At 73.2% G+C, this 20250-nt stretch carries 15 protein-coding genes, 1 pseudogene and 1 riboswitch; of the genes and pseudogenes, 3 read left to right on the top strand and 13 right to left on the bottom strand.

Translation table 11 applies throughout. The features are described 5' to 3' along the window. Nucleotides 1-175: 175 nt before the first annotated feature. Both ACGFS9_RS12340 and ACGFS9_RS12345 read right to left on the bottom strand, forming a co-directional pair. Nucleotides 176-1858 (bottom strand): annotated as a pseudogene (locus tag ACGFS9_RS12340) (ATP-binding protein); the annotation flags it as partial. A gap of 342 nt (nt 1859-2200) precedes the next feature. After that, the gene (locus tag ACGFS9_RS12345; RefSeq protein ID WP_393252581.1) at nt 2201-3418 is read right to left on the bottom strand and encodes an MBL fold metallo-hydrolase; all 1218 of its coding nucleotides are present in this window, start codon (nt 3416-3418) and stop codon (nt 2201-2203) included. A 357-nt stretch (nt 3419-3775) separates the two neighbouring features. On the opposite strand from ACGFS9_RS12345, the gene ACGFS9_RS12350 reads away from it, so the two are divergent. Further along, nucleotides 3776-4939, top strand: coding sequence for a Glu/Leu/Phe/Val dehydrogenase dimerization domain-containing protein (locus tag ACGFS9_RS12350; protein WP_393252636.1), 1164 nt, complete (start codon nt 3776-3778; stop codon nt 4937-4939). 48 nt (nt 4940-4987) lie between these two features. Beyond that, nucleotides 4988-5608, top strand: coding sequence for a TetR/AcrR family transcriptional regulator (locus ACGFS9_RS12355; RefSeq protein WP_393252583.1), 621 nt, complete (start codon nt 4988-4990; stop codon nt 5606-5608). Between the two features lie 166 nt (nt 5609-5774). On the opposite strand, the gene ACGFS9_RS12360 is transcribed toward ACGFS9_RS12355, so the two are convergent. Both ACGFS9_RS12360 and ACGFS9_RS12365 read right to left on the bottom strand, forming a co-directional pair. After that, nucleotides 5775-6560, bottom strand: a complete 786-nt coding sequence (locus ACGFS9_RS12360; protein ID WP_393252637.1) for an SGNH/GDSL hydrolase family protein — start codon at nt 6558-6560, stop codon at nt 5775-5777. Nucleotides 6561-6823: 263 nt separating this feature from the next. Continuing rightward, nucleotides 6824-7744 carry a peptidoglycan DD-metalloendopeptidase family protein gene (locus tag ACGFS9_RS12365; RefSeq protein ID WP_393252584.1) on the bottom strand — a complete coding sequence of 307 codons (921 nt, stop codon included), beginning with the start codon at nt 7742-7744 and terminating at the stop codon, nt 6824-6826. A 4-nt stretch (nt 7745-7748) separates the two neighbouring features. Then, nucleotides 7749-7906: riboswitch (cyclic di-AMP (ydaO/yuaA leader) on the bottom strand. Between the two features lie 1186 nt (nt 7907-9092). Between ACGFS9_RS12365 and ACGFS9_RS12370 the strand changes: the two genes are divergently transcribed. Then, nucleotides 9093-9890: a tyrosine-protein phosphatase gene (locus ACGFS9_RS12370; protein ID WP_393252586.1), complete on the top strand. Its 798-nt coding sequence runs from the start codon at nt 9093-9095 to the stop codon at nt 9888-9890. Between the two features lie 49 nt (nt 9891-9939). Here the strand turns inward: ACGFS9_RS12370 and ACGFS9_RS12375 are convergent, their stop codons facing one another. From ACGFS9_RS12375 to ACGFS9_RS12415, 9 genes are all read right to left on the bottom strand, one after another. Next, nucleotides 9940-10089, bottom strand: coding sequence for a DUF6126 family protein (locus ACGFS9_RS12375; RefSeq protein ID WP_393252588.1), 150 nt, complete (start codon nt 10087-10089; stop codon nt 9940-9942). Continuing rightward, nucleotides 10086-10760 (bottom strand): helix-turn-helix domain-containing protein, encoded by a 675-nt coding sequence (locus ACGFS9_RS12380; RefSeq protein WP_393252590.1) that lies wholly within the window; start codon nt 10758-10760, stop codon nt 10086-10088. Before ACGFS9_RS12380 ends, ACGFS9_RS12375 begins: the two co-directional genes overlap by 4 nt. Nucleotides 10761-10821: 61 nt before the next feature. Further along, nucleotides 10822-12222: an aspartate aminotransferase family protein gene (locus tag ACGFS9_RS12385; protein WP_393252591.1), complete on the bottom strand. Its 1401-nt coding sequence runs from the start codon at nt 12220-12222 to the stop codon at nt 10822-10824. After that, the gene (dxs, locus tag ACGFS9_RS12390) at nt 12219-14168 is read right to left on the bottom strand and encodes a 1-deoxy-D-xylulose-5-phosphate synthase (protein WP_393252593.1); all 1950 of its coding nucleotides are present in this window, start codon (nt 14166-14168) and stop codon (nt 12219-12221) included. The genes ACGFS9_RS12385 and dxs overlap by 4 nt, the downstream gene beginning before the upstream one ends. Nucleotides 14169-14195: 27 nt before the next feature. Continuing rightward, nucleotides 14196-15353, bottom strand: a complete 1158-nt coding sequence (gene ispG, locus ACGFS9_RS12395; RefSeq protein ID WP_393252594.1) for a flavodoxin-dependent (E)-4-hydroxy-3-methylbut-2-enyl-diphosphate synthase — start codon at nt 15351-15353, stop codon at nt 14196-14198. 4 nt (nt 15354-15357) lie between these two features. Then, the gene (gene hpnH, locus ACGFS9_RS12400) at nt 15358-16380 is read right to left on the bottom strand and encodes an adenosyl-hopene transferase HpnH (protein ID WP_393252596.1); all 1023 of its coding nucleotides are present in this window, start codon (nt 16378-16380) and stop codon (nt 15358-15360) included. A gap of 5 nt (nt 16381-16385) precedes the next feature. After that, on the bottom strand, nt 16386-17027 hold the full coding sequence (locus ACGFS9_RS12405) for a 1-hydroxy-2-methyl-2-butenyl 4-diphosphate reductase (RefSeq protein WP_393252597.1): 642 nt from the start codon (nt 17025-17027) through the stop codon (nt 16386-16388). Further along, complete coding sequence (shc, locus tag ACGFS9_RS12410; RefSeq protein WP_393252598.1) at nt 17027-19027, bottom strand: squalene--hopene cyclase; 2001 nt, start codon at nt 19025-19027, stop codon at nt 17027-17029. The genes ACGFS9_RS12405 and shc overlap by 1 nt, the downstream gene beginning before the upstream one ends. Before the next feature lie 151 nt (nt 19028-19178). Further along, complete coding sequence (locus tag ACGFS9_RS12415) at nt 19179-20246, bottom strand: polyprenyl synthetase family protein (RefSeq protein ID WP_393252600.1); 1068 nt, start codon at nt 20244-20246, stop codon at nt 19179-19181. Nucleotides 20247-20250 lie beyond the last annotated feature (4 nt).

Below are 20250 nucleotides of genomic sequence, written 5' to 3' on the forward strand. Positions count from 1 at the left end.
GCCCCGGCAGGTCCGGGTGCGCGGCGGCGGGGCCGGGGTGCGCGCGGAGCGGGTCGGCGGTGCCGGGGAGCGTCCCGGGACCGGCCGGCAGGGCGCCGGTCCCGGCGGTGCCGGTGTCGGCTTCCGGCCCGCCCGCCGCTCGCGCGTGGTCGGCCTCCGCCCTGCCGATGCCGCGCCGGAACGCGGCCATGAGCCCCGGATCGTGGCCGCCGGCCTGCTCGGCGTCGTTCCGGGGGGCGGGGGCCTCCCGCAGCTGCGGGACGAGGTGCTCCTGGGCGCGCCGTCGGGGCAGGTGCGGCCTGGCCGGGGTGCCCTGGACGGCCCCCGACCGGGGCACGGGCGGCATCCCCGCGTTCCCGTCGGCGGCGCCGCGGTCCTCGGCGCGGATGCCGGGGACGGCGTCGGCGGGGGTGGGGCGTGCGGCGCGGCCGGTGCGGGTGGGCAGCGGCGCGGGGCCGGCGCCCGGGGTGCGGCTCGGCGGCACGGCCGCCTCCCCCGGGGACGGTGCCGGCTGGGTCCGCCGGGGCGTGGGAACGGCCGGTCCCGCGGCGGCGGGCGCCTGTCCGGGGAGCGGTTGCGTGCTCCGGGGCGCCGCGGGCCGCGGGTGGCCGCCGCCCGGCCGCTGCCGGCCGCCGGCGTCGTCGCGCCCGCTCGCCGCGGCGCCGGCCAGTTCCTCGGGCACGACGAGCACGGCCTGGACGCCGCCGTAGATGTTGCTCTGGAGGCGGACGTGGATGCGGTGGCGGCGGGCGAGCTGGGAGACCACGTACAGGCCGATGCGGCCGTCCTGGAGCAGGCTCGCGACGTCGACCCGGTCGGGGTCGGCCAGCAGGGCGTTCATCCTGTTCAGTTCGCCCGGCTGCATGCCGAGGCCGCGGTCCTCCACCTCGACGGCCAGCCCGGAGGTGACGGGGTCGACCCGGAGCAGCACCTCGGTGTGCGGGGCGGAGAAGACGGTGGCGTTCTCGACGAGTTCGGCGAGCAGGTGGATCACGTCGGCGACGGCGTGGCCGCGCAGGGTTCCCTCGACCGGGGGCACGAGTTTGACCCGCGCGTACTGCTCGACCTCGGCGACGGCGGCGCGCAGCACCTCGGTCATGGGGACGGGGTTGCTCCACTGGCGGCGCGAGACGGCGCCGCCGAGCACGGCGAGGTTCTCGGCGTGGCGCCTGACGCGGGTGGCGAGGTGGTCGACGTGGAAGAGGCCCTTGAGCAGGTCCGGGTCCTCGATCTCGTTCTCCAGCTCGTCGAGGAGGGAGATCTCGCGGTGCACCAGGGACTGCAGGCGCCGGGCGAGGTTGACGAAGACCTCGACCTGGCGTTCGCCGACCGCGCGGCCGGGGAGCCGGGCCGCCCGGACGACGGCGGCGACGGCGCCGTCGTGGGCACGGGACATGTCGGCGGCGAGCAGGTCGAACTCGTCCGCGTCCGGAGCGGGCCGGGACCGGGGGGTGCGGGCGGACGGCTGCTCACCGCGCTCCAGGCCCTCGACGACGGTGCGCAGTTCGGCCTCGTGGCGCGCGCCGGCGCGGCGCAGGGCGGCGGCCCGCTCCCCCACCGACCGCGCGGCGCGGTCGGCGGCGACGGCCGCGATCAGGATGCCCGCCATGGCGACGGACACCGCTCCGGCGAGGACCGCCCAGAGACCGGGGCCGGGACGGGCGCCGGCGGAGCGGACGGTGAACAGCACGGCCGCGCACGCGCTGAGGGCCACCGCGGTGGGCGGCAGCACGGCGAGGCGCAGCAACTGGGGCCGCAGGTGCGTCTCGGGCGGCGCGGGGGCGGCGCGGGCGGGCCGGCCGTGGCGTCCGCCCTCGCGGCGCTCTGCGCGTGCGGCCGGTGCGCGAAGGTGAGACATCGGCGTCCTCGTACTGGATGCGTCGGGGGCACGGGGCTCCCGCGGGTCTGCGACTCGGGCATGCGCCATCTGATGCCGGTCGCGAGAGCCGAGGAAATCGGCTCTGCGTCGCCCGACGGCAACTGACAGTAGTCGTCAACGCGTCATCTGCGATGGGCTGTTGACAAAGTCCCCCGGTCAGGGTCCCGCTCTGGTATGACGCCTCGCACAACCGATCGACGGAATGTCTGGACACCCGTTCGGCCGCGGTTCATCTCTGATCGGACCTGGTCGGAACCGGTCACGGACAGGGCGAGGGCCGGGAAGCCCGCGGCTCCCCGGCCCTCGCCGTCGACCGGCCGGTCAGCCCGCGGGCACCGCCTCGGGGTCCCCCGTGCCGTCCGTCGAGCCGTCGGCGGTGTCACGCGGCGTACCGGCGGCCGGCTCCGCGGCGGCCGGCCGGCCGCCCCGCGGAGTGCGGGCCACCGCGCGCCACCACGGCTCGCCGGGAACCGTCTCGGCGGTCGGCTCGAAGGGCTCGCCGGGCCGCGGCAGGGCGACCGTCGCGCCGGCCGCCCGGGCGGCCGCCACGGTGCCCTCGCCCGGGTCGGCCCAGCCGTGGTTCGCCAGGTTGAACGTGGCCCAGTGGATCGGCAGCATCACGCCGGCCGGCCGGCCGCCCTGGAGGTCCAGGTGGGAGCGCATGCCCTCCTCGGGCGTCATGTGGATGTCCGGCCAGTACTCGCTGTACGCGCCGATCTGGATCATCGTCGCGTCGAACGGCCCGTGGGCCGCGCCGATGTCCTGGAAGCCGGGGAAGTAGCCGGTGTCGCCGCTGTGGTAGATCCGGTGCGCGTCGCCCTCGACGACCCAGGAGGCCCACAGGGTGTGCTGGGTGTTGCGCAGGCCCCGGCCGCAGAAGTGGCGGGCGGGGGTGGCCGTCAGCTTGATCCCGCCGATCCCGGCCGACTCGTTCCAGTCCAGCTCCCTGATCCGGTCCTCCGCCACGCCCCAGCGCTCCAGGTGGGCACCCACGCCCAGCGGGACCGCGAACACCGTGTCCGTACCGGCCAGGGCCTTGATCGTCGGCATGTCCAGGTGGTCGTAGTGGTCGTGGGAGATCACCACGACGTCGACCGGCCCGAGCGCCGCGAGCGGCAGCGGGACCGGGTGCAGCCGCCGGGGACCCGCGAAGGCGAAGGGTGAGCAGCGCTCGCCCCAGACGGGGTCGAAGAGCACGCGGTGCCCGTCGATCTCGGCGAGGACGCTGGAGTGCCCCATCCAGGTGAGCCGCAGGCCGGTCGCGGCGGGCCGGGCCAGGTCGGCGACCGTCGTCGCGTGGACGGGAACGGTCCCCTCGGGGGAGCGCAGGACGCGCTCCTCCTTGCGGAAGTAGACCCTCGCGAACTCCAGCATGGAAGCGTCGGGGCGGGTGCGGGCGCTCAGCGGGTTCCGGAAGACGCCGTCCGCGAAGTTCGGTGATCTGCGGATGCGCTCCAGACGCGCACCACCCGGATCGGCTCCGAAGGCGGCGGGCCGCAGCGCGCGGAGCCCGGAGCTCAGGGTACGGAAACCGGTCACGGATACCTCCACGAGGAGTCGGTCAGGATTTCATTATGGTCGGCGCCGCCGGCGGCGCCGCGTCGCCCGGGTCACGGCGCGACGCCCGCCGCCGGCCCGTGTCCCCTCAACCCCGGCCCGCATCCGCTTCTTCCTCCCGGCGGGAACGTTCTGCGGACCGCCCGCGCCCGGCCCCCGGGCGCGGGGCACCGTGGCGCGGCGCCGCCGCGCGCGTTGACAGGACGGCGCACCGGTTTCGATACTGAACGCCTATTCAGTAATTGCCCGCGGGACCCGGCACGGAGGATGCCCCGTCCGCCCCCGGCGCGGCCGCCCCCCGAGGAGAACCCCGTGCATGTCCCGCCCCCCGCCCCCCTGATGTCGCTCACCTGGACGGACCACGTCACCGGCCGCCGCGGCTTCCTCGTCGTCGACCGGCTGGTGCGCGGGGTGGCGAGCGGCGGTCTGCGGATGCGGCCGGGCTGCACGCTGGAGGAGGTCACCGGGCTGGCCCGGGGGATGACGGTGAAGGAGGCGCTGCACTACGACCCCGCCGCCCGGTACGTGCCGCTGGGCGGCGCCAAGGGCGGGATCGACTGCGATCCGCGCGACCCCGGGGCGTACGGCCTGCTGGTGCGCTACCTGAGGGCCGTGCGCCCGTACGTCGAGGCGTGCTGGACGACCGGGGAGGACCTCGGCCTCTCCCAGGACGTGGTGGACCGGGCGGCCGGCGAGGCCGGGCTCGCCTCGTCCGTACAGGCGGTCTACCCGCTGCTCGACGACGCGGACGCGGCCCGGCGCCGGCTCGCGGACGCCTTCGCGGTCGAGGTCGACGGCATCGGGCTCGACGAACTGGCCGGCGGCTGCGGCGTCGCCGAGTCGGTCCTCACGGCGCTGGACCGGGCCGGGGTCGCGCCCGCCGGAGCGCGGGTCGCCGTCCAGGGCCTCGGCACGATGGGTGGCGCCACGGCACGGTTCCTCCGCCGGGCGGGCCTGCGGGTGGTGGCCGTCGCCGACATCAAGGGGACCGTCGCGAACCCCGACGGCCTGGACGTCGAGGCGCTGCTCGCCGCACGGGACGCCCACGGGACCGTGGACCGCGCGGCGCTGCGCCCGGGCGACCGCGAACTCGCGGGCGACGCCTGGCTGTCCGCGGACGCCGAGGTGCTGGTGCCGGCCGCGGTCTCGTACGCGATCGACCCGGTGAACCAGGCCCGGATCAGGGCGCGTTGGATCGCCGAGGCCGCCAACATGCCCGTCCTGCCGGACGCGGAGGACCTGCTGGCGGCCCGCGGGGTCACCGTGCTGCCGGACGTGGTGGTCAACTCCGCGACGAACGCGTGGTGGTGGTGGACGCTGTTCGGCGACATCGACGCCGACGCGGACGAGGCGTTCGCCCACATCCGCCGCGCCCTGCGCGCACTCGTCGGGCGCACGCTCGGCCGCGCGGAGACCGACGGGACGTCACCGCGCGTCGCCGCCCACGCGATCGCCGCCGACCGGCTGCCGGCCATCGCAGAGCGGTTCGGCTGGTACGGATGACGCGAACGCGTGTCCGGCCGGACCGGGACGCGTGTGTAGGGTTGGCGCGTGGCGAGAGTGCGGTTGAGCGTGGCCGAGCGGCGCGAGGAGTTGCTGCGGGCCGCCGTCGAGCAGATCCAGGAACGCGGCGTGGCGGCGGTACGGATCGCCGACGTGGCCTCGTCCCTCGGCGTGAGCAACGCACTGGTGCTCTACCACTTCTCGACCAAGGAGAAGCTGGTGGCCGCGGCCTTCACCTACGCGGCCGAGGACGACCTCGCCCATCTGCGCAAGCTGCTGGGCCGCCGTACGACCGCCCTGCGCCGGCTGCGGAGCGCCGTGCGCTGGTACGCGCCCACCGGCCAGGCCAAGGGGTGGCGGCTGTGGATCGAGGGCTGGGCCGCCGCCCTGCGCGAGCCGGCCCTGCTGGAGGTCACCCGCGACCTCGACCGGCAGTGGAAGGCGGCCCTCACCGAGGTGATCGCCGAAGGGGTGGCCGCGGGCGAGTTCCGGTGCCCCGATCCGACCGGCGCCGCACTGCGCCTCACCGCCCTGCTCGACGGCCTGGCCGTCCAGATGACCGCCTACGGAGGCACCGTGTCGCGGGCCCGCACCCAGCAGTGGGCGGACGAGGCGCTGGCGCGCGAACTGTGCCTGGATCGCGTCGAGTCGGTGTCGAGCCCGCGCTGATCGGCCGCCGCACCCCGTCACCGGCCGGGCCGCCCGCGGACGTCGGCCCCCGCCACCCGGAGCGGGTGCGCCGCACCCGCGCCCACGTGCCCGCGGCCCGGCCGGCACCGCCCGCGGCGGCCGGCCCCGGGTCCGCGGACCCGGGGCGCCGCCCGCCGGTGCCCGGTCAGGCCACCGACGCGATGCGCGTCTTGATGTCGTCCGGGGAGAGCGCGCCCTTGGCGGAGACGTGGTCTCCGGAGGACTCGCCGCGCAGCCGGCGGCCGATCCACGGGACCAGGTACTCGCGGGCCCAGTGGATGTTGTCGCGGCGCACCTCCAGGGTGCCGCGCGGCGGCTGGGGCGGCCAGGGCTGGTCCGGGTCGGCCGGCACCTCCAGGCCGAGGATCTGCCCGGCCCGCAGCGCCACCCGGGTGTGCCCCTCCGGCGACAGGTGCAGCCGGTCGCCCTCCCAGGCCCGGCGGTCCTGGACGGTCCTGAGGGACCACAGGTCGAGGACGGGGCAGCCGTAGCGGTCCGCGATGGCCCGCACGTGGCCGTTGTAGGTGGCGATCTTGCCCCGCAGATGCCGGAGCACGGGCACGCCACGGGTGTCGAAACCGGTGGTCACCATCACCGTGCCGACGGCCGAGGTGAGGTCGGCGACCGCGCGCTCGAAGCGCTCCGCGACGTCGTCGGGATCGGTACCGGGCCGGATGATGTCGTTGCCGCCCGCACAGAACGAGACCAGGTCCGGGCCGATCTCCTTGGCGCGCACGAGTTGCGTCTCGACGATCTGGTCGAGCAGTTTCCCGCGCACCGCGAGGTTGGTGTACGCGAAGTCGCCCTCGGGCCGCCGGTCCGCGAGCAGGACCGCGAAGCGGTCCGCCCAGCCGACGAAGGCGCCGTCGGGTCCGAGGTCGCCGACGCCCTCGGTGAAGCTGTCCCCCACCGCGACGTACGACCCGATCACTGATCTGCCGTCACTCTTCGAATGGTCTGCCACATCGGCCCATGATTCACCGCGGGATGTGAGCTACGCGACCGTAGGGAGGGGTTGACGGCCGGTGAGATAGACCACGCGTCCCCAGGTGGCCGATCGCGGAATAGAGCCTCCGCCGGGGCTGTTGACGTCCGCCGCGCGGGCGGACACACCGAAGGCCGGACCCCGGGGATCGTGGGGTCCGGCCTTCGGAGGCGGTCCTGCCGTCAGGAGCAGGTCACCGGGAGCACGGGTCAGCCGAGGGCGACGCCGTGCGAGCGCAGATACGCGACCGGGTCGATGTCCGAGCCGTAGTCGGGCGTGGTGCGGATCTCGAAGTGCAGGTGCGGTCCCGTGACGTTGCCCGTCGCGCCGGAGAGGCCGATCTGCTGGCCCTCGGTCACGCTCTGCCCCGCCGAGACCGACAGGGACGACATGTGGGCGTACTGGGAGTACCGGCCGTCGGCGTGCTGGATGACGACCTGGTTGCCGTAGGCGCCGCCCCAGCCGGCGGAGACGACGGTGCCCGCGGCGATGGACTTGATGGTCGTGCCGGTCGGGACGACGAAGTCCGTGCCGGTGTGGTAGCCGCTGGACCACATGCTGCCCGCCACGTGGTAGTTGGTGCCGATGGTGGCGCCGGCCACGGGGAGCGTGTAGCCCGAACCGGTGCTGGTGGAGGCGGCCTTGGCGGCGGTACCGGCCGTGTCCGCCTTCGCGGCGGAGGGCTTGGCCTGCGCGGTCTTCGGCGCGGCGGCCTTAGGAGCAGCGGCCTTCGGGGCGGCGGCCTTAGGAGCAGCGGCCTTCGGGGCGGCGGCCTTCGCACCGAGCGAGAGCTTCAGGCCCGGGTGGATCAGGGACGGGTCGCCGCCGATGGCGGAGCGGTTGTCGGCGTAGAGCTTCTTCCAGCCCCCGGAGACGTGCTGCTCGCCGGCGATCTTGGCGAGGTAGTCTCCGGCCTTCACCGCGTACGTCCTCGGCGCGGCGGCCTTGGCGGCGGCCGGCGCGACGGCGGCGGCCTTCTGCGTGTGCTGCGCGGCGGCGGGGGTCGCGGCGTGGGCGCCGGTGGCTCCCAGCAGCGGCAGCGCGAGTGCGGCGCCACCGGTGCCGGCCGCGGCGATCGTGCGGGTGAGTCGCAGGGACTTGGGACGGCGGTGCTTACCCTTCGCGGGCATGGCGAATTCCTCTCCGGCGCCTGCGAGGTGAGCTGTCGGGTGCGGGCTGGAGATGCCCGGCCGCGCTGCTGCGCGGCTGTACCCCTAGCCTGTTCCGGAATCCGGACCAGGCGCGGAACCTGTGGGTCCCCCGCTCCTGCCGTGTACGGGTGAGTGTGCGGAATTCCGGGCGGCGGCAGGATTGGGCGTCCGTCCGGATTGAGGCAGAACGTAGGCGAGAGGGGAGCGCGCGGACAACTGGGTGCGGATTTCCCACGCCTCCCTTTCTTGATCCATGCGGAATTCGCGGTCACACTCCGTGGAAAGACGATCTTTCCGGACATTCAAGAAGCCCGTATTCAAAGGCCCGTTGGAATGGGCGCTCGGCAACGCATCGTCACGAATATGACCCTGCTCACGCGGCGCACCCCATGCCGCCCCATTCCAGGGCCAGTTGGAATGAAGGATACAAAAGGGACAGAAGGGCCGGATGTGGCGCAGTCGGATCACCATCGCGTCGAGGTCGCCGCACGGACCGACGGACAATCCGTAAAGACACAGCGGCACATCGCTGCACATTTCGCCCGTTTCGACCTGTTCGCAGATCCCCGCCCGTCGAGTCCGCGCAGCCGGAGCGGGGCGGGCCGCTCGCCCCGGCTCTCTTCCGGAGCCCCGGCGAGGACCACGGCCTCGCCGCGGCGCCTCCCGCACGCCACCGAGTCCGCTCTCCGGGCCGCGCAGCCTGTAGAGGTCGCCTGCTGCACGACGGGCCTGATCTCCCTGTGGAGCGCACCCCACTCCCGCTCCCGCGCCGGCTCGGCCTCGCTCCGTCGGATGAGGCCGCCACCGACGCCCGGTACCGACGCCCGGCACCTCCGCCGTGGCGCTCACGAAGCGGAGGCGCGGGGAACCGGCCCGGCCGTCGGGCAGGGTGATCGGGTTGCCCGTGACCCGGGCCGCCGTGATCCGGGCCGGTGCACCCGGCCGAAGCCGTGCTGGATGGCGAGCGGGTCGATGGCGAGCCGGCCGAGCGGATCGGTGCTGCGGGAGGTCCACATCCCGGTCGGTGCGGGCCGGCACCCCGAGGTCGATCCGGCCGCCACCGCCGGAGCGCGCGACCGCTCGTCGTGCCGGTGAGCCGCCGGGTCCGGCCGTCCGCGCCGGTCTCGACCGTCCGTCCCCCACCGATGCGGGCAGGCGCGAGCAGGGATCGACGTCATCGGCGCGGGAGCGCGGGGAGGCAACGCCTGTGGACAACTCATTGCCTCAGGAACCCATGTCGTATCGTCGGGAAGGCGACCGAAGACAGCAGCCGCCGGGCGCCGCCGGGTCCGGCCGGTCGGCGGGCGGCCGACGATGAGGAGCCCCCGTGACGCAGCAGGTCCCGTCGACCGAGCCCGAGCTGGCCGGCGTGCGCAACTTCCGCGACGTGGGCGGCCTGCCCACCACGGACGGCAGGCGGGTGCGCCCGGGGCGGCTGTTCCGCAGCGGCCATCTCGCGCACGCGACGGAGCAGGACACCGCCTTCCTCGCCACGCTCGGCCTGCACACGATCTTCGACTTCCGCAACGCCGCGGACCAGAAGCTGGAGGGCCCGGACGTGGAGCTGCCCGGCGTGCGGAACGTGAACCTCCCGCTGAGCGACCCGGCGGACGGCAGCGAGTTCTGGAAGATGGTGCGGGACGGCGACCTCGACCAGCTGCGCGCGATACTCGGCGACGGCAAGGCAGCGGACCGCATGGTCGGCTCCTACCGCACCATCGTCCGGGAGCGCACCGCGGAGCACTCCCGGGTGCTGCTGTCGATGGCGGAGGACAGCGTGCCCGTGCTGATGCACTGCGCGGCGGGCAAGGACCGCGCGGGCCTCTCGATCGCGGTCACCCTGCTCGCCATCGGCGTCGAGCGCGACGCGATCGTCGCCGACTACCTGGAGTCGAACGCCACGCACCGGCGCTACAAGGTGCGGCGCAGCGGCTCCGCCGCCTCGGCCTACTCCCCCGAGATCATGGAGCTGCTCGGCCCGCTCTTCGACGCACGTGCCGAGTACCTGTCGGCCGCGTTCGAGACCATCGAGGAGACCTGGGGCGGGGTCGACCCGTACCTGGAGCGGGGGCTGGGGCTGACCCCAGCGCTGCGCGACCGGCTGCGCGAGCGTCTGCTGGACTGAAGCGCCCGCGCGGGTCCGCACCCCGCGTGCCCGCGCGGGGTGCCCGCCGCTACTGGTTGCGGGCGCCCAGGGTGAACAGCAGGTAGACGAAGGCCGCGAAGAGGTGGCCGACGGCGACGTAGATGATCAGCCGCACCCACAGGGCGCGCGGGAACTTCTCCTCCATGGACCGCTCGCGCGGTTCGGTGGGTTCGGTCATGACGTCCCTCCCGGGTCGGGGCGGCCCGCCGCCGGGCCGAGGCACAGCGCGGCGGTCGGGCTCTGCAAGAGCGTGTGGACGAACAGGAAGGCGGCACCGGTCCGCTCGGCGGCGGCGATCCGGTGCGGGGTCAGCGAGTCGAAGTGCGCGCTGTCGCCAGGGGCGAGGACGTGCACCGTGTCGCCGAGCCGCAGCCGGAGCCGCCCCTCGACGACGTACAGCCACTCCTCGCCGGGATGGACCCGCACGATGTCCCCCTGGGAGCCGTAGGGGACGTGTACGCGCAGGGCCTGCATGCCGCGCCCCGGGGCTCCGGCCTGCCAGTAGGTCCAGCCGCCGGCCGGCGTCGGGTCCATGTCGGCCGCGCGCACGACGGCGTCGCGCTCGGGGACCGTCTCGCCGAGCAGTTCGGAGACCGTCGTACCGTAGACCCGGGCCACGGCGAGCAGCATCGGCAGCGAGGGCTGGCGACGGCCGGTCTCCAGCCGGGAGAGGTGGGCCGGGGACAGCCCCGCGGCGCGGGCCGCGGCCTCCAGTGTGAGCGAGGCCCGGCGGCGCAGCGCGCGCAATTGCGGCGCCACGGCGTGCAGTTCGGCGGACGACGGGCCGGAAGGATCGTCGGGCGGGTCGCCGGACGGCTCGTCGGCCGCCCTCGGGTCGGCGGGACTCATGCCTCCATTGAGCCCGATCCTTGCCCTGGAGGCAATTTTCTTGCCTCCGAGGCAATTAGGCTCAGCGGTTGGCGACCGCCTGTTTGACCAGGGTCTTCCCGAAGTCCCACATCAGGCCGCCGCCGCTGTGCGCGTCGTCCATGACGGCGGTGAACGCCTCGACGAACCGGTCGACGTCCTGTTCGTCGACGACGAGGGGCGGGATCAGCTTGATGACCTCCAGATGGTCCCCGGAGACCTGGGTGAGGATGCGGTGGCGCTGGAGCAGCGGGACGACCACCATCTGTGCGAACAGTCCCTTGCGTGCGGCCTGGAGCATGGTCCAGCGGCTCCGGAGCTTGATCGACCTGGGCCGTCCGAACTCGATGCCGATCATGAGGCCCCGGCCGCGTACGTCGCTCAGCAGCTCGTAGCGGTCCACCAGTGCGGCGAGCCGGGACCGGAGCAGGTCGCCGGTGACCCGGGCTCCGGCGACGATCTGCTCGTTCTCCATGACGGAGAGCACCGCGAGCCCCGCCGCCATGGCCTGAGCGTTGGAGCCGAAGCTCGCCGAGTGGACGAGGACGCGGTCCATCGAGGAGTAGACCTTCTTGAAGATCCAGTCCCTGCCGAGGGTCGCGCCGACCGGCACGTAGCCGCCGGACAGCGCCTTCGCCACACACACCAGGTCCGGTTCGACGCCCTCCTCGTGCTGGTAGGCGTAGAAGTCGCCGGTGCGGCCGAGCCCCGTCTGCACCTCGTCGGCGATGAGCAGGGCCTTGTGCCGGTGCAGCAGTTCCTGCGCGGCCCGCAGGTATCCGGGCGGTGCCTCGTGCACGCCCTTGCCCTGGATCGGCTCCACGATGAGCGCGGCGACGTCGCCCTTCCTCAGCTCCCGGGCCAGGGCGTCGAGGTCGCCGAGCGGGACGGCGGTGTCGGGCAGCAGCGGTGCGAAGCCGTCCCGGAAGCCGTCCTCGCCGTTCACGGAGAGGGAGCCCGTGGTCAGACCGTGGAAGGCGTGCGTGCAGTACAGCACCCGCGGCCTGCCGGTGGCGAAGCGGGCGAACTTCAGGGCGGTCTCGACCGCCTCGGTGCCGCTGTTGCCGAAGAACACCCGGTCCAGGTGCGGGCTGTGGGCGAGCAGTCGCTCCGCGAGCAGGCCGGGCAGCGGCTGGCAGTCGAAGCGGGTGAGGTCGGCGAGCGAGGCGTCGAGGACGTCGTGCAGCGCCCGCCGGACCACGGGATGGTGGCGGCCGAGGCCCATCACCCCGAACCCGGCGAGCATGTCCAGGTAGTCGTTGCCGTCCGCGTCCCAGAAGTGGGCGCCCTCGGCCCGCTCGTAGACCTTGTCGAAGCCGATGGTGTGCAGCATGCGCGGCAACTGGTGGTTGAGATGCCTGGCGTGCAGTTCGTAGCGTTCGGCCCCGCGCTCGGCGAGCAGCGCGCCGAGGTCGAACTCCCCCTTGCGGACCGGGTCGTTCATTCCTTGCTCTCCTTGGAGGACTCGTTCCGGGCCGGTTCGGCGGCCTTCGGTGTCCGGGGCTCTTTCCGGGCCCGTTCGTCCCGGGCGGCCAGAGCGGCGCCGATGCGCCCGGCGATCTCCACGGGGGTGAGCCCGATGTCGGCCAGCACCTCGGACCGCTTGGCGTGTGCGAGGAACTGCTCGGGAATCCCGAACCGCCGTACCGGCACGTCGACCTCCGCGTCGCCGAGCGCGAGCGCGACGGCCGCGCCGACGCCGGACTGCCGGCTGTTGTCCTCCACGACCGCCACCAGGGCGTGCCCGGCGGCGAGTGCGGGCAGCGCGGGGTCGACGGGCTTGACCCAGCGCGGGTCGACGACGGTGCAGCCGATCCCGCGGGCTTCGAGCAGGTCGGCGGCCTGGAGGCAGACCCCCGCCATGACGCCCACCGCGACCAGGAGCACCTCGGGGTGCTCGCCCCGGTGCAACACGTCCAGTCCGCCCACCCGGTCCACCGCGGGGACCGCCGGCCCGACCGACTCCTTCGGGAAGCGGACCAGGGTGGGCGCGTCGTCGACGGCGACGGCCTCGCGCAGCTGGGCCCGCAGCTGGTCGGCGTCGCGCGGGGCGGCGATCCTCAGACCGGGCACCACCTGGAGGACGGACATGTCCCACATGCCGTTGTGCGACGCGCCGTCGACGCCGGTGACACCGGCCCGGTCCAGGACGAAGGTGACGCCGCAGCGGTGCAGGGCGACGTCCATGAGGAGCTGGTCGAACGCCCGGTTGAGGAAGGTCGCGTAGACCGCGACGACGGGGTGGAGGCCGCCGGTGGCGAGTCCGGCCGCGGAGACCGCGGCGTGCTGCTCGGCGATGCCGACGTCCCACACCCGGTCGGGGAACCGCTCGGCGAACGCGCCCAGCCCGACCGGACGCAGCATGGCGGCGGTGATCACCACGACGTCCGGCCGCTCCTCGCCGATCCGGGCGATCTCCTCGCCGAAGACGGACGTCCAGGACGGGCCGCCCGCCGGCGCGAGGGGCGCGCAGGTGAGCGGGTCCATCACGCCGACGGTGTGGAAGTGGTCCTCCTCGTGGGCGAGCGCGGGCTCGTAGCCGCGGCCCTTCTCGGTCAGGCAGTGCACGAGGACCGGTCCGTGGAAGCGTTTGGCCCGGCGCAGGGCGGACTCCACGGCCTTGACGTCATGGCCGTCGATCGGGCCGACGTACTTGAGTCCGAGGTCCTCGAACATGCCCTGCGGCGCGAAGGCGTCCTTGAAGCCCTTCTTCGCGCCGTGCAAGGCCTCGTAGACCGTGCCGCCGATCAGGGGCGTGCGCCGCAGCACCTTCTTGCCCCAGGCGAGGACCTGCTCGTAGCTGTCGGTCGTCCGCAGCGTCGCCAGGTGGTTCGCCAGTCCGCCGATGGTCGGCGCGTAGGAGCGTTCGTTGTCGTTGACCACGATGATCAGCGGCCGGTTCCTGGCCGCTGCGATGTTGTTCAGCGCCTCCCAGGCCATGCCTCCGGTCAGGGCGCCGTCGCCGACCACCGCGACCACATGACCCTTCCCGCCCTGCACCTGGCGGGCCTTCGCCAGCCCGTCGGCCCAGCCGAGCGCCGTGGAGGCGTGGCTGTTCTCGACGACGTCGTGCTCGGACTCCTCGCGGGAGGGGTAGCCGGACAGCCCGCCCTTGCCGCGCAGCTTCGAGAAATCCTGACGACCTGTCAGCAGCTTGTGGACATAGCTCTGGTGGCCGGTGTCCCACAGGATGCGGTCGACGGGCGACTCGAAGACCCGGTGGAGGGCGATGGTCAGCTCCACCACGCCCAGGTTGGGTCCGAGATGGCCGCCGGTCCTGGTGACCGCGTGCACCAGGAACTCCCTGATCTCCTCGGCCAGTTCACCGAGTTCCGGCTCGGACAGCGCCTTCAGGTCGCGCGGTCCGCGGATGTTCTCCAGCCTCGTCACGTCGGGCCCCCTCTCGGTCCGTGCTGCTCAGCTCACGGTGACGGCGGGTTCGCCGGAGGCGATGCCGTCCTGCTCCATCTGCTCGGCGAGCTTCATCGCCTCGTCGATGAGGGTCTCCACGATCTTCGACTCGGGGACGGTCTTGATGACCTCGCCCTTGACGAAGATCTGGCCCTTGCCGTTGCCGGAGGCGACACCGAGGTCGGCCTCGCGGGCCTCGCCGGGGCCGTTGACGACGCAGCCCATCACGGCCACGCGGAGCGGGACCTCCATCCCCTCCAGCCCGGCGGTGACCTCCTCGGCCAGCTTGTAGACGTCGACCTGCGCACGCCCGCAGGACGGGCAGGAGACGATCTCCAGCCCGCGCTGCTTGAGGTTCAGCGACTCCAGGATCTGGAGGCCGACCTTGACCTCCTCGACCGGCGGCGCGGACAGGGAGACCCGGATGGTGTCGCCGATGCCCTCGGACAGCAGCGCACCGAACGCCACGGCGGACTTGATCGTGCCCTGGAACGCCGGACCCGCCTCGGTCACACCGAGGTGCAGCGGATAGTCGCAGGCCGCGGCGAGCTGCCGGTAGGCGTTGACCATCACGACCGGGTCGTTGTGCTTGACCGAGATCTTGATGTCCCGGAAGTCGTGCTCCTCGAACAGCGACGCCTCCCACAGCGCCGACTCCACCAGCGCCTCCGGCGTCGCCTTGCCGTACTTCTGAAGCAGGCGCTTGTCGAGGGAACCGGCGTTGACGCCGATCCGGATGGGGGTGCCGGTCTCCTTCGCCGCCCGCGCGATCTCCTTGACCTGGTCGTCGAACTGCTTGATGTTGCCGGGGTTGACGCGGACGGCCGCACACCCCGCGTCGATGGCCGCGAACACGTACTTCGGCTGGAAGTGAATGTCGGCGATGACCGGGATCTGCGACTTCCTCGCGATCGTCGCCAGCGCGTCCGCGTCGTCCTGCGTGGGGCACGCGACCCGGACGATCTGACAGCCCGACGCCGTCAGCTCCGCGATCTGCTGCAACGTCGCCCCCACATCCGAGGTGCGCGTGGTCGTCATCGACTGCACCGAGACGGGCGCGTCCCCGCCCACGGCGACCGGCCCGACCTGGATGCGCCGCGCGACACGGCGCTCCGCGATCGGCCGGACCGGCACCTCGGGCAGACCCAGCGAAACGGCGGTCACGACGTCACCCGCGGCTTTCCGTGAAGGTCTCCCGGGCCGCCCTGATCGACTCCTTGAGGGAGCCCATGGTGGCGAGCACCGCCGTCGGCTCGTAGCCGCAGTGGGCCATGCAGTTGGCGCACCGCTCGTCCTTGCCGCGGCCGTAGGAGTCCCAGTCCGTCTCCTCCAGCAGCTGCCGGTACGTCTGCACGTACCCGTCGCTCATCAGGTAGCAGGGCTTCTGCCAGCCGAACAGCGAATAGCTCGGGATCGCCCACGCGGTGCAGGGGAAGTCGACCTTGCCCTCCAGGAAGTCCAGGAAGAGCGGGCTCTGGTTGAGCCGCCAACGGCGCCGGTTACCGCCCGCGAAGGCCTTCTTGAACAGCTCCCGGGTCTGCTGGACGCCGAGGAAGTGCTGCTGGTCGGGGGCCTTCTCGTAGGCGTAGGCGGGCGACAGCATCATCTCGTCGACCTTCAGGTCGTCGTTGAGGTAGTTCAGGACCTCGATGACCGTCTGCGGGGTGTCGGTGTTGAAGAAGGTCGAGTTGGTGGTGACGCGGAAGCCGCGCCGCTTGGCCTCCTTGATGGCCTCGACCGCCTCGTCGAAGACGCCCTCCTTCGCGACGGACTCGTCGTGCCGCTCGCGCAGGCCGTCGATGTGCACGGCCCAGGCGAAGTACGGCGACGGCGTGAACTTGTCCATCTTCTTGCGCATCAGCATGGCGTTGGTGCACAGGAAGACGAACTTCTTCCTGGCGACCAGCTGCCGCACGATCTCGTCGATCTGAGGGTGCATCAGCGGCTCGCCGCCGGCGATGGAGACCATCGGCGCGCCCGACTCCAGGACCGCTCCCACGGCCTGCGCCACGGGCATGCGCTGCTTGAGCACACCGGCCGGGTGCTGGATCTTCCCGCAGCCCTCGCAGGCGAGGTTGCAGGCGAAGAGCGGTTCCAACTCGACGAGCAGGGCGAACTTGTCCCGCTTCCTGAGCTTCTGTTCGAACAGGTATGCAGCGACCTTCATGGACTGCCGGAGCGGCATGGCCATCTGGCTCACCTCCGAGGGAGCAACAAAGAACGGTGCCATTCAAAGAAAGCGGGAAGCACGGCACGAAGAACACGGAAAGCCGATATTCCACCGCGGACCGTGCCGATACGGACGAGTTCATGTTCCGGAGCGTCCACGACCACCCGTACGGCCGCAACGGGACGGGTGCCCGCGCGGACCGCGGCGAGCAGCGTGGCCGCGGACTCCATGTCCACGGCGATGGCTCCGGTCGCGAGCAGGGCGGACCGCTCGTGACCGCGCACGACGTGGTCGGAGCCGGTCAGCGGCCCCGTGTGCACGGTGCGGCCGGGCAGGGCCCGCACCAGTTCCTTGACGAGGAGGTCAGCGCCCACGCACGGCGTGGTGCCGTCCGGGTCACGGGTCTCCTCGGCGACGACCAGGTCGCCGGGGTGCATGCCCGGGGCGAGCCCCGCGCAGAACCCGGTGGCCAGCACGGCCGCCGCCCGCAGGTCCGGGTAGCCGAGGACCCGGGTGAGGGACCGCTCGGCGGCCCGCGGGCCCATCCCCGTCCGCAGCACGGTGACGGGTGCGTCCGCGCCGCTGCGGTCGCCGCTGCGCAGGGCGAGCTGCTCGATGCCGAGCGCGCAGGCGATCAGCAGCGGGGCCGGAGCGGGCCGGGTGGTCATCAGCCCGCCTCCCGCGCCAGGTCGGGCTCTCCGTTGACGTAGCGGCCGAGCGCGGTCAGCGGAAAGACCTGGCGGTAGAGGTGGTAGTTGATGGAGAAGTCCCACGGGAAGCCGGTCCCCGTGAAGTAGGGCTCGTCCCAGGAGCCGTCGGGCAACTGGGACGCGGCGAGCCAGCCGATCCCGCGCTCCACCGCCTTGGACTCGCCCTCCCCCGCGGCCAGCAGGGCGAGCAGCGCCCAGCCGGTCTGCGAGGCGGTGGAGGAGCCGCGTCCGCTCCATCCGGCGGCGTCGTCGTAGGAGCGCAGGTCCTCGCCCCAGCCGCCGTCCTCGTTCTGGACGCCCTCCAGCCAGGCCACCGCCCGCCGGATTGCCGGGTGCGAGCCGGGCAGCCCCGCCGCGACGAGGGCCGGGACCACCGAGCCGGTGCCGTAGACGTAGTTGACGCCCCAGCGCCCGAACCAGGAGCCGTCGGGCTCCTGGTTGGCCAGCAGCCATTCGACGCCCCGGCGGGTACGCGGGTCGTGCGCGAGTCCCTCGACCGCGAGCATCTCCACGACGTGCGCGGTGACGTCCGCGGAGGGCGGGTCGATCACCTCGCCGAAGTCGCAGAACGGCAACCGGTTGGGGAACGGGCTGGTGTTGTCGACGTCGAACGCGCCCCAGCCGCCGTCCTTGGACTGCATGCCGAGGTTCCAGCGGACCCCGCGTCCGATGGCGTGCTCGACCCGGTCCGGGTCGTGGTGGCGGACGCGGCGCAGCGCGAGGACGACCTCCGCGGTGTCGTCGATGTCGGGGTAGTTGTCGTTGTGGAACTCGAACGCCCAGCCGCCCGGCGGGAGATGGGGCCGCTTGACCGACCAGTCGCCGGTCCGGACGATCTCCTCGCCGAGCATCCAGTCCACGGCCCGAACGAGCTGCGGGTGGTCGGCGGGCACGCCGGCGTCGGCCAGCGCGATGGTGGCCAGGCAGGTGTCCCACACCGGAGACTGGCATGCCTCGATCATCCGGGACCCGTCCTCGCGCCACACGGCGAACCGGTCGAGCGAGGCCAGCCCCGCGCGCATCACCGGGTGGTCGAGGTCGTAGCCGAGCAGGTGCAGGGCGATGACGGAGTAGACGGCGGGCGGCTGGATGCCTCCCCAGCAGCCGTCGTTCTCCTGCCGCTCGATGATCCAGCGTCCCGCCGTGTTCATCGCCGCCCGGCGCAGCGCGCGCGGGGCGACCCGGCGGTACTGGTGCAGCGCCTTGTCCAGCCGCTGGAAGACGCCGTCCCAACTGGCCACGCGGGCGAGGGGCCTGGCCGGACTGGGGTTGCCCGGGTCGGCGTGCAGCTCGTCGAGCGCGAAGGGCGCGGGGCGCACCGGACGCTCCGCCGACACAACCGTGAGCGGCACGATCGTCTGGCGTGCCCAGCAGCCGAAGTCGTAGATGTTGAGGGGCATCCACTTCGGGAAGTAGATGAGTTCCGGGGGCAGTTCGGGCAGGTCGTCCCACTTCCACCAGCCGAACAGCGCGAGCCAGATCCGGGTGAAGACGCGCGCCGCGGCGATTCCTCCGCGCCCGCGGATCCACGCGGACGCCTTCGCCATGTGCTCGGCGTCCGGGGCGTCCCCGGCCAGCCGCAGCGCGACGTAGGCCTCGATCGTGGTGGAGAGCTCGCCCGGCCCGCCGTAGAACGAGGCCCAGGTCCCGTCCTCGCGCTGCTCACCGCGGATGAACAGGGCCGCGCCGCGGGTGGTGGGCTCGTCGCGGATGCCCAGGAACTGGCGGAGCAGGAGGTCCTCGGCGTCCATGGTGACGTTCGTCTCGAGGTCGCCCTTCCACCAGCCCTCGTCGTCCTGGAGCGCGAGCAGGAAGTCGGTGGCGCGCCGCATGGCGCGCGTGGCGGCGTCTCGGGTCTCGACCGTCCCGGCCGCCGCGGGAGTGTCGTGCTGGGCTTCGCTGGCCGCGGCAGCGCGGGGAGGAAGTGCCCCGGTGCTTCCGTCGGTCGTCGCTGTCATGGCTTCCCCTTCGTGCAAAGGTACGACTCTGCTGTGGGTCCGCCGTCGGCCGGTGCTCCCGTTGCGCTGGTGCTCTCGTGCCCGAACGAGGTTCGAGAAGCGGCACGGACACCGGCCGGCGACTACGCGAGGTGTATTCGACCGATAGTGATCATCTCTTCCGGACGACGACGAAGTCGGCGAGCGCGACGAGTTCGGCGCGGACACGGTCGGGCATGGGGACGGCGTCCAGCGCCTCCACGGCGATGGCGTGCTGCCGGCGCGCCTCCCGGGCGGTCCAGTCGCGACCGCCCGCCTCTTCGATGAGAGCGGCGCGGGCGGCGAACTCCTCCTCGGAGAAGTTCTCGAAGTCGCTGGCCTTGGCGTCCTCGGCGAGCAGCTTGCCGAGCCGCTCGGAGGCCGGACCGCCCGCCGCGAGCGCGGCCACCACGGGCAGGGACTTCTTGCGCTGGCGCAGATCGCTCCAGGTCTGCTTGCCGGTGGACTCCGGGTCGCCCCAGATGCCGAGGAGGTCGTCGACGGCCTGGAAGGCCAGGCCGAGGTGGTAGCCGTAGCGCTCCAGGGTGTCGGCGGTGAGGTCGTCGGCGCCGCCGAGGACCGCGCCGATGGAGCAGGCGCAGGCGAGCAGGGCGCCGGTCTTGTTGCCCTCCATCTCCAGGCACTCCTCGACGCTGACCCGGTCGCGGTGCTCGTAGGAGATGTCCTGCGCCTGGCCGTCGATGAGGGCGCGGGTGGCGGTGGTCAGCCGCCGGGCGGCGCGGCCCGCCTCGACGCTGCCGAGTTCCAGCAGCACCTCGCCCGCCAGCGCGAACAGCGCGTCGCCGACGAGGATCGCCTGGGCGGGGCCGTGCACCTTCCAGACGGTGTCGCGGTGCCGGCGCTGCTCGTCGCCGTCCATCAGGTCGTCGTGCAGCAGCGAGAAGTTGTGGACCAGCTCGACCGCGACGGCGCCGGGGACGCCCACCTCGGGCTCGGCGCCGGCGGCCTGGGCGGAGAGCACGGCGAGCGCCGGGCGCACCGCCTTGCCGCCGTCGCCGTCCGCCGGGTTGCCCTGGGCGTCGATCCAGCCGAAGTGGTAGGCGGCCACGGTGTCCATGGGCGGCGCCAGGCGGTCGACGGCCGCCTTCAGCACCGGTGTGGACAGGGTCCGGCCGCGCTCCAGGAGCGCGGTCACGTCCACCGCGTCGGCAGCCGTTTCGGCCGGGGGCACAGTGGGCACAGTC

Origin of the sequence: Streptomyces sp. NPDC048566, assembly GCF_043199735.1 — a bacterium.
Lineage (GTDB): Bacteria > Actinomycetota > Actinomycetes > Streptomycetales > Streptomycetaceae > Streptomyces.

Coding starts and splice junctions, on each gene's coding strand:
- ACGFS9_RS12350 (WP_393252636.1), top strand. CDS start 3,776: ATGTCGCTCACCTGGACGGACCACGTCACCGGCCGCCGCGGCTTCCTC.
- ACGFS9_RS12365 (WP_393252584.1), bottom strand. CDS start 7,744: ATGCCCGCGAAGGGTAAGCACCGCCGTCCCAAGTCCCTGCGACTCACC.
- ACGFS9_RS12375 (WP_393252588.1), bottom strand. CDS start 10,089: ATGACCGAACCCACCGAACCGCGCGAGCGGTCCATGGAGGAGAAGTTC.
- ACGFS9_RS12380 (WP_393252590.1), bottom strand. CDS start 10,760: ATGAGTCCCGCCGACCCGAGGGCGGCCGACGAGCCGTCCGGCGACCCG.
- ACGFS9_RS12385 (WP_393252591.1), bottom strand. CDS start 12,222: ATGAACGACCCGGTCCGCAAGGGGGAGTTCGACCTCGGCGCGCTGCTC.
- hpnH (WP_393252596.1), bottom strand. CDS start 16,380: ATGGCCATGCCGCTCCGGCAGTCCATGAAGGTCGCTGCATACCTGTTC.
- ACGFS9_RS12405 (WP_393252597.1), bottom strand. CDS start 17,027: ATGACCACCCGGCCCGCTCCGGCCCCGCTGCTGATCGCCTGCGCGCTC.
- shc (WP_393252598.1), bottom strand. CDS start 19,027: ATGACAGCGACGACCGACGGAAGCACCGGGGCACTTCCTCCCCGCGCT.